Raw genomic sequence first — 13,942 nt, forward strand, 5'->3', positions numbered from 1 at the left:
GTTAATTGCTAACCGCTAATCGCTCAATTGGTTAGACCTTGAACTGATCCACCATCTGCTTGAGGCTTTCGGACAACTTGGACAGTTCCTGGGCACTCAGGTTGACTTGGCTGCTGCTGGTGGACATCTCGTTCATGGAGACGCTGACATCGGCGATGTCTTTGGATATCTCACCAGATACGGACGAGCTCTGGTTGACGTTTTCGTTGACTTCCTGGATGCCTTGGGAGGCCTGGGCTACGTTGGTGGCGATGTCCCGGGTGGCGGCGGACTGCTCCTCCACGGCCGTGGCGATGGTGGCCACCACGTCATTGACGTCGGTGATCACCTGGGTGATCTCGCTGATCTGCCCCACGGTGGTGGATGTGGTGCCCTGAATGCCTTCGACTTTTTCCTTGATATCTCCGGTGGCGGCGGCGGTCTGCTTGGCCAGCTCCTTGATTTCGTTGGCCACCACGGCAAAGCCCTTGCCGGCCTCGCCGGCCCTGGCCGCCTCGATGGTGGCGTTGAGGGCCAGCAGGTTGACCTGCTCACTGATGTCGGTGATGGTCTCGATGACCTTGCCGATGTCGTTGGCCGCCTCGCCCAACTGATCCATGTTGGTGGAGGCGTTGGATGCCTTGTGGGCGGCTTCGTCGGAGATGCCGCGGGCTTTTTCGGCATTCTGGGCGATTTCGCCGATGGTGGCGGACATCTGTTCGGCGGCGGTGGCCACCATGTTGGTGTTGGTGGCGGACTCTTCCATGGCCGCGGCCACGTTGGTCATGTTGGTGGTCATCTCCTCGGCGGCGGCCGAGACGGTGTTGGATTTATCCGAGACAGTGGTGATGCCCTGGGTCATCTGCTCGCTGATGGCGGACAGTTCTGTGGATGATGAAGAAAGGGTTTCCACACCGCCGGCGATATCCTTGATGATGCCCTGCAGCTTTTCGATGAAGACGTTGAACCACTTGGCCAGCTCGCCCACCTCGTCACGGCTTTTGACTTCAAGGCGCATGGTCAGATCGCCTTCGCCCTGGGCGATGTCCTTGAGGCCGTCCACGGCGGCGTTGATGGGGCGTACGATGGCGCGGGCGGAAAACAGGACGATCACGCCGACGATCAGCGCGGCCACTAGGGTGACGATGATGTTGGCGTTGCGGATGGCATGGGAGGCGGCCAGGAACTCATTCTGATCCTGGGTGGCGCCGATGGCCCAGCCGTTGATGCCCACGGGCGCGAACCCGGCGATTTTGCGGATGCCCTGGAATTCATAAGCTTCCACACCGGTTTCGCCGGCTTTCATCTTCCGAATGATGGCGTCCATTTCCGTGATGCTGGAAAAATTTGTTTTGAGAATGTTTTCAGGCTTGGGATGGGCAATGCAAAGGCCGGTGGCATCGGCCATCCAGCCATAGCCGGTTTCGCCGATTTTGCGATTTGCTACCACTTCGCTAAAATAGTCCGCATTGATCACCAAACCGAATATACCCAGGAATTTACCGTTTTCGGCTTTGATGGCCGTACATGCCACGACGATCGGCTTGCCGGTGCGTTTCGAGAGAACCATGTTGCTCAGCACTGATTTGCCTTCCTGTCGTGCTGCCTGAAAATAATCCGTATTACTGACATTGATGCCTTTATATTCTCCGCCGCCTTCCAGAACCCCGGTATACAGCTCACCGTCGGCATTGGTGATGAAAAGTCCCTGGTAGTGATTGCCCATGTTGCGAAATTCAACAGCCAGATCGGCAAATACGTCTTCCACCATCGATTTGCTGGCCTGGGCGCCGGAATGGTCGACGGCTTCACTTAGCTCAAGAATTTCTTTCTGGTTGGCCAGAACACGGGCTTTTTCCATTTCAGCCTGGATGACATTGCGGGTCAGTCGGGCCAGATCCGTGGCAATTCCATGGGCCTGCTGCTTGGATATGCCCATCAACGCGGTTTGGGCCTTGGAAAACGAAATGTATCCGACCACGATCAACGGAATCATCACGGCGGCGACACCCCCGAAAATGAGCTTGGAAGAAATGGACTGCAGGTTTATTTTCATGTTCATGCTCCTTGTACATTGATAACGTTAACGTTGTTTATGGCAAAACAGGCTCAGATTGCGAAGGATCTGACTAGCGGCTTGTTCGGCCTTGGCCATGTTGACCAGGTCGGACTTGACATAGTCGGGCAGATTCGTGTGCAACAGCATTTCGAGTCGGCTGTTGATGATTGCCAGGTGTTTGTCGATGGCATGAAGGTCATCCAAAATCACTTTTCCGATGGCATCGGGATTTTCCTGGATGTGCATCAATGTTCCCTCCTGGCAGGTTTTGGGGACGGCAGCTGTCTTTTGCAGCCAGCGTTCAGCCACAATCGTTGTGTCTGATTCCGTTATCGACGGTAAGGGATTGTGCTTAACAATGGAAAAAATGGTGCAAAATGGGGGGGGGAACCCCCTGTTTGAAGTGGGCTTATCCGGAAAGGGATGCCAGGTAGGTTTGAAGGTTGATCTTTTTATTGGTTAACCCGAACTTTTCGCGAATGTTTTTACGGTGCCACTGAACAGAACTAGGGGACAATCCCAGCATTTGGGCGATGGCCTTGGTATCTTTGCCGCTGCGGATCAGGTCGGCGACTTGAACCTCGGTAGGGGTCAAATCCTGGTATTTCCAGAACACGGTTTTGGAAAAGCGGGAGACAACATCTTTCAGATTGGTTTCAATGATGTTCAGGTAAGCGCTGGCATCCGTGTTGATTTTGCAATTCCCAAGCGCTTCGATGTAGGGAAAGACAAACCGTTTCAGGTTGACCAGCATGTTCTCTTCCACGGCCCGTTTTTCGATCTCCCGATGATCCAGGGAGGCTTTTAGTGCCTGGTTGACCTTTTCCAGGTAGCGGCTCTTTTCGTCCAGTTCTTTTTCGCGTTCCTGAAGGGCCTGGATCATCTTTTTCCGCTCGGTGACGTCACGAACAATGGCCAGGATATGGAACATGTCACCGATCATGAACTGGGTCAGGCTGATATCGGCATCGAACGACGTGCCGTCTTTGCGGACGAAATGCCAATCAAAGCACTGACGTTTGCCCTGCCGAGCGAGTTCTTCCCGTTTTTGAATTTCATCCATGGACGAGCGTCCGTCGGGTTGGATTTCCGGTGAATGCGCTATGGGCGACTCGCCGATCATCTCTTCGCGGGAGGCGTGGAACAGATCCAATGCCTTTTGGTTGCAGTCGATCAGGATGCCGTCTTTGAGGACAAAAATGCCGTCATTGGCTGATTCGAAAAGCTGACGATAACGGGTCTCATTGACGCGAAGGTCCTGCTTACCCGCCTCCAATTTTAGGCGGGTGTGTCCCATTTCGCCTATCATTTCGGATAGTTGTTTTAGATAGTGCAAAAACGCTTTGACCCGGTCTTCGGAAAAAATAGGGATATCCTTTGCTGCCCTGGTAAAGGCCGCTTCATTAAAGTCCCATTTGGCCGCTTGCTGTTTAAAGCCTGCCATGGCCTCCGCATCGGGTGGCTCGAGAAGAAATTGGCCGGTGAACAGGCTGGCAACATGGGTATGATCGATGATCATTGGGGTGGCGCCATTGAATAGTCCAAAGGGGCAACGGTGAACAATGGGATTCTGCCCGTCCATCAATTTGGCACGGAGGCGGGCTTGATTTTTAAGACAGACCGAGGCCGATTGAGAATGCCGTAAATAAAAATCAGTGCAGATTTTTTGGTAACCGACATCGGCACAGATTTTTCCATTTAGCGAAACAATGGACACGGCGATCCCGGTTGCCGAATAAAAAGCCTCGAAGAGTCGGGTCAGGCGCTTCAAATCAATTATTTTATTTAATTCCAAAGGCATATTTTATCAACTCACTGGTATCTAATTTCAATTATTTAACAAAGTAATTCTAACACGTTCTTCGGTTGCCGTGTGGTTTTCTTGAACAACCGTAATGCTAAAAGCAGACATCGCTGAAAAAATAGTGTCGAATGGCTTTTTAATAATCCGGTTATCTGGAAAGCTCAAGTTAGAGACGAAAAGCTCCCGACAATGTTGTTTTGTGAAAGTGTTAAGTTTCAAGTGTTAAGTGGTGGATCGGATCTGATTTTATATAGGAATCGATAGGATGCCTTTCCTTAACACTGGTCCATATATCAGTTGAATTCATTCTCCTATGTTGGAACAGATATCAGCTGGAGCTTTCCGGATAACCGGATTTTAATAAAATGTCGGCGGTTGGCCGGCACCCCATAACCCTGGAAAAATAGCTGGATTCATGGTTAACGGTCGTCATATACTAAACATACGGTTACCCTTAATCTCCCATCAGAGCACGGTTAACGTCTACCGATCCTTCAAGGAGGGCTCTCAATGAACCGACGATGCGTTCTTTTCTCCCCCATTCACATCCTTGCGGTTGTCACGATGATATATGGTATTTTTTTTGGCGCTTGTCATTCCAATCAGCCGGTACGAATCGGCTTCTTAAGCAGCCTATCGGGGCGCACGGCGGATATCGGTATTGCTAGTCGGGATGGGGTTCAACTCGCCGTGGCGCAATGCAACGCGGCCGGCGGTATCCACGGCCAGACGGTAGAACTCATCATTAAAGACGATCAAGCGCATGCTGAACCCGCCGTGAAAGCCGTTGAGGAACTGATTGAAAAGGACGTCGCTGCCATTGTCGGCCCCATGTCAAGTTTTATTGCCAAGGCCATTGTGCCATTGTTGAATGCATCCCAGGTGGTTGCCGTCGGGGGCACCGTCACCACCCCGGACCTGTCCGGCCTGGATGACTATTTCTTCCGTGTTTGCATAACCGCCGGAGAACATGCCCATCGAAGCGCCCGTTACCAGATCGATTCCAAAACCATGCGGCGCATCGCCGTGGCGTATGACGGCAGCAACCGTTCGTTTTCTGAAAACTGGCTGGAAAGTTTTAAAAAACCATTTACTACCGATGGCGGAGAAATTCTGGCCGAGATTGATTTTCAAACAGAAGACGGGCGTTCTTTTTCAAAAATCGCCCATGGTCTGCTGGCGGTGGAACCGGATGGTATTCTGATCATTGCCAACCCCATGGATTCGGCCTTGTTGTGCCAGCAGATCCGCAAATCCAACTCGTCTGTAAACATTACATCGTCAAACTGGGCCGCGACTCAGCGTTTCCTCGAGATGGGCGGCAAGGCCGTGGAAGGCGTGACCTTGCCCATTGCTTTTGACTGGAATAGCCCAAGTCAGCCGTATCAAGCATTTCGGAAAATCTATCTTGAGCGATTCAAGCGGGAACCCGATTTCCCGGGGTTTTATGCCTATAATGGGGCCCAGGTGGTCTTAACGGCCCTGAAATCCCAAACATCCGGCCAACTGCTCAAAGACACCATTCTTTCAATTGGTGAGTTTGACGGGCTGCAGGGTAAAATCAGCTTTGATGCGTACGGCGATGTCAAACCCTTGAATATCTCTATCCGGATCATCTGTAACCAGACATTTGTGGTTTTGGAGTAATCCCATGAAATCCCGCATCCCTTTGAAAGGCTATCTGTCTTTGAATCTCGGCGCGGTGGCGGTTTTGCCGGTGATTACCATATTCATCCTGGCCTGGTTTTTTATGATGCCGGCCATACAGATGCGCACCACCATCCAGCATCAGGCCATGGCCCACTCTATTTCAGGGCACATCTCGGCCTATCTGGAGGGCGGCGCGCGTCAGCTTACCGCCCTGGCCGGATATATTAAGAACCGGCGGGGGGATTCAGATCAGCGTGTGGTTGACCTGCTGGACGCCCAGTGCGGGGATGGATCGATTTTCGAGGCCTTGTTTATCGTCGACAAGAAAGATGTTGTTGTCAAAATGGTGGGCCTTGCCAAATCGAAGCGTGCCAACCGTGTAGACTATATCGGTCTGGATTTTTCCGGTCGCCGTTTTATCAGCGCCGTGAAATTGATAAAGACGGCCGTCTGGTCGCAAACGTTTCTCTCCACCGTCAGCAGCCGCGTGGCAGTCGCGCTGATCGTGCCGCTGGATGATGGGGTTATCGTCGGGGAGATCACCCTGGGCAACCTGTCCGAATTTATCAGCCTTTTGCCCCTGGAATCCGAATTGGTTACCCTGGTGATCGATGCAGGGGGGTTGATCGTGGCCGACTCTCAACGACGGCGGGCGGGACAGGTGTTGAATGCCGAGTATCCTGCCGCAACTAAACCCGCCGGCGATACCCTATCGGCCTCCTCGACGTTTAAAATGGATAGCGTTGAAATGTTGGGAACGGTAGTACAGATAGATGCGGTGGGTTGGAAAGTCCTGTTTGCTCAGCCGGTCAAAAAGGCCTTTCAACCGCTTCGGGACACATTTGTCCTGATTGGTTTCGGCCTGGCCATTGCACTGGGGCTGGCCTTGTTCATCGCCTGGCTGCTGGCCGGCAATCTAACCGACCTTTTTGCATCTTATGCCCACAAGGCACAAGCCATTGCCAACGGACACTACCACCTGCAATGGCCGGTGGCCAAGACACGGGAGTTTTTTGAGTTGAGCCAGAGCCTGCAGCGCATGGCCGAAAAGATCAACCGGCGTGAAAAATTGCTGGTAGACAATGAAAAGCGGCTCAGAGACCTCGTTACCAATGTTCCTGGTCTGGTGTATCAGTACAAAGCGGATCCCAATGCGCTCGGATCCAGTTCGCTGACCAGCGTGGTGCGGGAACGGAGCGTTGAGATATTTGGCCTGAATGCCGAAGAAGAAAATTTCTTCAACCATTTTGTCACCTGCCTTCCCGAAGCGGATCAGTCCCGTTTTGTCCTGTCCGTGAAAAACGCCCTTGAAGCAGCCAGTCCCTGGTACTACGAAGGTCGGTTCACCAAACCTTCCGGAGCAACAATCTGGTTTGAAGGCCGTAGCGTGCCCCGGCGCATCGAGGGCGAGCTTGTCTACTACGGTGTGCTAACGGACGTCACCCGGCGCAAGGAGATGGAATCCAGTCTGCGGCTGGCCCAATTTATCATCGACAAGGCCAATGTCGGCATCTATCGCATCGATCCGGATGGCCGTATCATAGAAGTCAACCAAAAAGCCGCCGAGCTTCTTGGCTACACCAAAAAAGAGCTGGAAGCCCTGAGCATGGCTGATATCGACACCTTGGTGGCCCGGAAATCCTGGGGGGGGGAGAATTGGCGGAAATTAACTGCACTGGGGATGCGAAATCTCGAAGCACAACACCGCAGGAAGGATGGGGCCGTAATTCCCGTCGAGGTTCACAGCAACCTTTTGGAATATGAGGGTCGGCAGTATGCCATCGCCTTTGTCCAGGATATCAGTGAACGCAAACGCATCGAGGAATCCCTGCGCCTGACCCAGTTCATTTTCGACAAGGCCCCCATCGGCATCTGGAGAATGGGGTCGGTGGGCGAGGTCCTCGATGTCAATGAACAGGGCTGCGCCAGTCTTGACTATTCCCGGGAAGAACTCTGCCGCATGACCGTCTTCGACTTCGCGCCTGGATTCGGCACCGAGGATTGGGAAATCTACACTGCCCAGCTGCATGAGATGGGAACCATGGACATCGAAGCCCAGCACCAGCCCAAACGTGGCGACATCTTCCCGATCCAGGTCATCAGTAAGCTCATGCGCTTCAAAGGACAGGCGTATCATGTTGCTTTTGTTCACGATATCACCGAACGCAAACGCATGGAGCATGCGTTGAAGGAGAGCGAACAGCGGTTGGATTTGGCTCTGTCGGGGGCCAATGAAGGCATCTGGGATTTGCGCGTTCTAAAAAATGACCTCTACCTTGACCCCCGCTACTATACCATGGCCGGATACCTACCCAACGCGTTTCCAAGCACATTCGACGAGGTCATGAAGCGCATTCACGAAGACGATGCTGAGCAGGTGAAGCGGATCCATGAACAAAATCTATCCGGTAATCGGGACGTGTTTGAAGTGGAATTCAGGTTTCTGCGTCAAGACGGCAGCTACATGTGGATTCACACCAAAGGAAAGGTTGTCGAACGGAATGAAAAGGGAGCGCCCACCCGCATTAGCGGTACGAACGCCGATATCACCGCGCGAAAACATGCTGAAGAAGCCCTGCGCCGGTTGCAGAACTACCTTTCCAATATCATTGACTCCATGCCCTCCATACTAGTCGCCGTGGACCTTGACGGCAATGTGACCCAGTGGAATCATCAGACAGAGCAAGCCACCGGTTTGAGCGTTGACGAGGCCCGACGCCGGCCCCTGGCCAAGGTCTTTCCCCGCCTGGCCGGTGAAACCCAGCGAATTAACGCCTCCATCCGTGAACGCCGGGTGATCAGCTCTCCCAAAGTTTCCTACAAGCTGAACAATGAAACGCGTTTTGAAGATATCACCATTTTTCCCCTGGTGGCCAATGGGGTGGAAGGGGCCGTGATCCGGGTGGATGACGTGACCGGGCAGGTGCGTATGGAAGAGATGATGGTTCAGAGTGAGAAGATGCTCAGCGTAGGTGGGCTGGCGGCGGGCATGGCCCACGAGATCAACAACCCGCTGGCCGGCATTCTGCAGAACGCGGCGGTCCTCGAGAACCGACTCCTGAAGGATCTCCCCGCCAATCGCAAGGCTGCCGAGGACGCCGGCATCACCCTTTCCGCAATCCGGCACTACCTCCAACTGCGCAAGCTGCCCAGCATGATCGAAAGCATCCGCATGTCCGGCGGCATGGCCGCTGACATCGTCAAGAACATGCTCAGCTTTGCCCGCAAGAGCGAAAAAGTCCTTGTCAACCATGATCTTGGTACCTTGCTGGACCAGTCCGTTGATCTGCTCAAGACCGATTACGACATGAAAAAGCATTATGATTTCAAACGCATCGAGATTGTTCGCCAGTACGATACCACCGCCCCGCCGGTTCCTTGCGAATCCAGCAAGATTCAGCAGGTATTTATGAATATCCTGAAAAACGGTGCCGAGGCCATGGCCGAGGTGACCGATGCTTCCGACCCGCCGATATTTATCCTGCGGGTCCGAGATGACGGCATATGGGTACGGGTAGAGATCGAAGACAACGGGCCGGGTATGAATGAGAAGACTCGCCGACGCATTTTCGAGCCCTTTTTTACTACCAAACCGGTGGACAAGGGCACTGGACTCGGCCTGTCGGTCTCCTACTTTATTATCGCTGAGGATCATGGCGGTGAAATGGCGGTGTATGCAGCCGCCAAGGGCGGTGGCACCTGCTTTGTGATCCGGCTGCCCAAGGGGGGCGGTGATCGGTGATCAGTAATCAGTGATCAGTAGTCAGTAATCGGTAAAACGATCGAATCCTGAGCAGACAAAGGAGGAGTGCCTCATGAAGCGTCATTTTACCATCTGTCGGGTATTTTTGGTGATCTGGATCGTTTTCTTCAGTCTGGGTGGAATCACCTGCGGAGGGTCAGGTCCCATCAAGATTGGCTTTGTGGGTGACTTCTCCTCGGTGTCTGAAGCATACACCGACAATGCTTTCCTGGCTGCCCGCATGGCGGTCAGTGATTGGAACGCTGCCGGGGGGCTTCTTGGCCGGCCTGTGGAAATGGTTCACCGCGACGGCGGCAATGATCCTGAGCGCCATTACCGTCATGTGATTGAACTCGCGGGTGACGAGGGCATCGTGGCCGTCTTCGGCGGGGCGTCCAGCCCCTGCGTGTTAAAGGCGTCGGCGGCCTGCCGGGAAAAGGGGGTTCCCTATCTCGTGTCCATCGGCAATGCCCAGTCCATCGTGGGAGAGAGCGGCCATCCATTCGTTTTCCTGTTCGAGCCCAATTCACGGATGGAGTCTTTGGGATTTACCATCTTTGCCACCCTGATGCCCTGGAAACGGTACGCCTGGATCGGTGCGGACTATAGCTGGGGGCGGGGGATTCTGGGCTTTTTTAAGGCGCACGTCCAACAGATCGGTGCTCCCATCGAGTGGACGGTGGAAATCTGGCATCCCTTTGGAGAGGTCGCATATGACCAGCATGTCGCACAGTTGATTGCATCCAAACCGGATGCGCTGGTGGTGGCCACTTGGGGAGAAGATTTGCGACATTTTCTGCGTGCAGCCAAATCCCGGAAACTTTTTGACAAAATGCCGGCGTTTGGGTGGTTTTCCCTGATTTCGGATGCGTCGGAGCGCACACTTCCCGAGGGAATCTGGAATATTTCCCGCGGACCGTGCAACTACCTGGCTGAGAAATATTCACAGGCCAGTCGTTTCCTGGAACACTTTTCCCATCGATACCAGCACTATCCCCTGGATTTTACCGTTTGCTGTTATGATTCTTTTCTGGCATGGCACCAGGCGGTGTTGAATGCGGGGTCGGCCGTACCGGACGCCACGGCCAAGGCTCTCAAGGGGTTGCGTTTCAAAGGGCTCAGAGGCGACAGTTTCATCCGGGCCGCGGACGGCCAGATGAATTGCCCGGTTTTTTTTGGCCGCCTGGTGTATCGTTCCGAGTACCCCGTTGCGGTGATCGAATCGGTGATCGAAATTCCGGCGAGCAAGACCTGGATGTCAGAAGTTGCGATACCGGACAGCGCGTCCGATAGTCCGTGAGGCAATGGCGTCCGCCGTCAGTATAAAGACGCCAACTACCAGTATGGAAAAAAAATGCGTACAAACCGAAAAATAATCCTGCTTGTGGCACTGGGTGCCGCTGCCGGCCTGTTGAGCTTTCTCATCAGCCAGTACTTTGCCGGCAGAACCCATAGCGACCTGCGACTGTTAACCCAGATTCAATCCCTGGCGCCCCGCGTCGAACATCTGCGTTTGCTCAGTAAGGCATTCGTTCAGAACGGGGATGCGCGCCAGTGGCAGGAAATTACAGACAATCTGCAGTCCTTGAGCGTCGACATCGCCGCCGGGTCCCATGCTTTTCTTCAGTGGCAGAAAGAGATTCAGACGCTTAAAACCCACCTTGCCACCTATCGTCGGCTTCTCAATCAGGTTCACGAACCGGCACTGGCGCTCAACGATGAGAAATTGAAACTTCAACGCATCGGCCTTTCTTTTACAAAAGAGATGGAGTCTCAGATTCTTACGCCCTATCAGGAAGAGGCGGGCCTACGGCTTTATGCTGGCCATCAGATCGATCCGTTTAAAAACAGAGTCAAGGATGTCGCCAACGAAATGATTCGGCTTCACCTCCAGCAGCAAATGATTTTACTTGAGCTGATGGCAAATTGGGACCTTGGCGCATACCAGCGTAAAAAAGAGGTCATCGCCAGGGCCATGGACCGGCACAAGACTCAATTGAAATACATGCGTGTGCTCATGGGCGGCCAACCCGGGTTCGATACAACCGTTGCCTCCCTCGATAAAAAAATGGATCAACTGGTTGAACAGGAGAAGATTATCATCGGGTATTTTACAACCCTCACCGGCCTCAACGGTGGTCTGATCGCCACAGGCGACCTTCTGCTCCAGGCCAGCAAGGCGCTGACCACCAAAATAATCGTCGCCATTTCATCGACTGACAGACTCAACCGGCGGCTGAGTTGGGCGCTGTTGGTCTTTATCCTGAGTGGAATCGGTGTCGTCGGTGCGCTGCTCGCCAGGGACGTCATCCATTTTGTAAAAGATTTGCAGGAAAGCCGGGAGACGCTCAAAGAGAGCCAGAAATCCTTGCGTCTGACCCAGTTTATTTTCGACAAAGCGCCCATCGGCATCTGGAAGATGGGGGTGGATGCCGAGATTCTTGACGTCAATGAACAGGCCTGCGACAGCCTCGGTTATTCAAGGGAAGAACTTTGCCAGATGACCGTTTTCGATTTTGCTCCCGGATCTGATCTTGAAGGGTACATAAACAATAAGGCCCAACTGGTTGAGGCTGGAACCGTGACCGTTGAAGGCCTGCACCAGCGCAAAAATGGCGAGATTTTTCCGGTCCAGGTAATCAGCAACCTGATGCAGTTCGAAGGGCAGGAGTATAATGTGGCCTTTGTTCAGGACATCACCGAGCGCAAACGCAGCGAAGAAGCACTGCGGGAAAACGAGCAGTTGCTGAATAATATTCTGGAATCGATGAATGAAGGCCTCCTGGTGCTGGGCAAGGATTTCAAATGTACGATTTTCAACCGCGCATTGGGGAAAATGGTTGAGTCGAAAAAATCGGACGCCATCGGAAAAATTCCATGGGAATCCTTTCCGGTGCTCAAACACACGCCCGTGGAAGAAAATATCCGCAAAACAATGGCCGGTGAACCCGCCGGAACCCTTGAAATCCAGCTTCCATTGCCCAGCGGCAAAATGGCATGGTTTCGGGATAGCTTTTCGTGCCTTAATAATGCCGATGGCCATATTGTCGGCGTGGTCGGGGTGGTCAGCGATATTACCCAGCGAAAGCATGACGAAGCGGAAATGCGCAGTCTTATTCACCAACTACAAGATAGCGAAGCCCGTTTTAAAGCGCTTCACAATGCTTCTTTTGGCGGCATTACGATTCATGACAAAGGACTCATCCTCGAATGCAATCAGGGACTGTCGGAAATTACTGGTTATTCAGTGGATGAGTTGATTGGCATGAATGGGTTGTTACTGTTCCCTGAGAAATCCAGAAAAGTGGTGATAGAAAAGATCGATTCCGGCTACGAAAAACCATATGAGGTCGTCGGCTTGCGCAAAAACGGAGAAGAATTTCCCGTGCGCCTGGAAGCTCGCAATATTCCATACAAAGGCAAACAAGCCAGAACGGTGGAATTCAGGGATATTACCGAGCAGAAAAAAGCGGAAGAAGAGCTTCGTCACCTGAAAAATTACCTTTCCAACATTATCGATTCCATGCCCTCGGTTCTGGTGGGTGTGGACGGTGATGGCCGGGTGACCCAATGGAACCGCCAGGCCGAGGTGGTGACCGGGGTCAGTGTGAACGATGCCCAATCACGATATCTGGTGGATGTATTCCCCAGATTGAAGGGGCAACTGGACAACATCAAAGCGGCTATCCGGGAACGCCGGGTGCTTCAGGATTTAAAGGTCCCCAGGGAAAAGCAGCATGAAACGCGCTATGAAGACGTGACCATTTTTCCCTTGATTGCCAATGGCGTCGAGGGCGCCGTGATCCGGGTAGACGATGTGACCGGGCAGGTGCGCCTGGAAGAAATGATGATTCAAAGTGAGAAAATGCTCAGCGTGGGCGGCCTGGCGGCGGGCATGGCCCACGAGGTCAACAACCCCCTGGCGGGCATCCTGCAAAACGCAGCGGTTCTGAAGAATCGTCTGCTGGGCGATCTACCGGCCAACCAAAAGGCCGCTGAAGATGCCGGTACGACGCTGGCGGCCGTTCATCAGTACATGGCCCTGCGCAAGCTGCCCGTCATGATCGAGAACATCCGCGAATCCGGGAGCCGCGCCGCCGCTATTGTCAGAAACATGCTCAGTTTCTCCCGCAAAAGCGACCGGCTTGTTTCGGATTATGATGTGGGCGAACTCCTGGACCAGACCCTGGAGCTGGTCCGGACCGACTACGACATGAAAAAACACTACGACGTTAAACAGATCCGCATCGAGCGGGCGTACGACCCTTCAGTGCCGCCCGTGCCCTGCGAGGGCAGCAAACTCCAGCAGGTGTTCATGAATATCCTGAAAAACGGCGCCGAGGCCATGGCCGAGGTGACGGATGACGAAAGGCACCCTTTGTTTGCGTTGCGGGTGCAAGACGATGGCGCCTGGGTGCGGGTGGAGATCGAGGACAACGGGCCGGGCATTGACGAAGCGACCCGCAGGCGGATTTTCGAACCCTTTTTTACCACCAAGCCGGTGGGTCAGGGGACGGGGCTCGGTTTGTCGGTCTCCTACTTCATCATTACCGAGGACCACGGCGGTGAGATGCATGTGCGGGCTGCGGAGGGTGGCGGCACCTGTTTTGTGATCCGGCTGCCCAAGGGGGGGAGTGATCGGTAGTCGGTAATTGGTAATCGGGGAGCGGAGGAGGGGAGGTGGAGGGAAGGGGGAAGGGGGAAGGAC

The 13,942-nt window shown here is 53.6% G+C and carries 7 protein-coding genes; 4 read left to right on the forward strand and 3 right to left on the reverse strand.

The features are described from left to right. Positions 1-31 precede the first annotated feature (31 nt). The 3 genes from Dvar_RS03465 to Dvar_RS03475 all read right to left on the reverse strand — a co-directional run bounded on the left by Dvar_RS03465 (position 32) and on the right by Dvar_RS03475 (position 3,839). The gene (locus Dvar_RS03465; protein WP_419660337.1) at positions 32-2,035 is read right to left on the reverse strand and encodes a methyl-accepting chemotaxis protein; all 2,004 of its coding nucleotides are present in this window, start codon (positions 2,033-2,035) and stop codon (positions 32-34) included. 27 nt (positions 2,036-2,062) lie between these two features. Further along, positions 2,063-2,284, reverse strand: coding sequence for a hypothetical protein (locus Dvar_RS03470; RefSeq protein WP_419660338.1), 222 nt, complete (start codon positions 2,282-2,284; stop codon positions 2,063-2,065). Between the two features lie 163 nt (positions 2,285-2,447). Further along, positions 2,448-3,839, reverse strand: a complete 1,392-nt coding sequence (locus Dvar_RS03475; RefSeq protein WP_419660339.1) for a PocR ligand-binding domain-containing protein — start codon at positions 3,837-3,839, stop codon at positions 2,448-2,450. Positions 3,840-4,352: 513 nt separating this feature from the next. Between Dvar_RS03475 and Dvar_RS03480 the strand changes: the two genes are divergently transcribed. From Dvar_RS03480 to Dvar_RS03495, 4 genes are all read left to right on the forward strand, one after another. Beyond that, the gene (locus Dvar_RS03480; RefSeq protein ID WP_419660340.1) at positions 4,353-5,489 is read left to right on the forward strand and encodes an ABC transporter substrate-binding protein; all 1,137 of its coding nucleotides are present in this window, start codon (positions 4,353-4,355) and stop codon (positions 5,487-5,489) included. Between the two features lie 4 nt (positions 5,490-5,493). Then, entirely contained in the window at positions 5,494-9,234 is a 3,741-nt protein-coding gene (locus Dvar_RS03485) for a PAS domain S-box protein (RefSeq protein ID WP_419660341.1), read from the forward strand. Positions 9,235-9,307: 73 nt separating this feature from the next. Further along, positions 9,308-10,534, forward strand: coding sequence for an ABC transporter substrate-binding protein (locus Dvar_RS03490; protein WP_419660342.1), 1,227 nt, complete (start codon positions 9,308-9,310; stop codon positions 10,532-10,534). Between the two features lie 54 nt (positions 10,535-10,588). Continuing rightward, on the forward strand, positions 10,589-13,879 hold the full coding sequence (locus Dvar_RS03495) for a PAS domain S-box protein (RefSeq protein WP_419660343.1): 3,291 nt from the start codon (positions 10,589-10,591) through the stop codon (positions 13,877-13,879). Positions 13,880-13,942: the final 63 nt, after the last annotated feature.

It is taken from the genome of Desulfosarcina variabilis str. Montpellier (assembly GCF_048565275.1).
Lineage (GTDB): Bacteria > Desulfobacterota > Desulfobacteria > Desulfobacterales > Desulfosarcinaceae > Desulfosarcina > Desulfosarcina variabilis.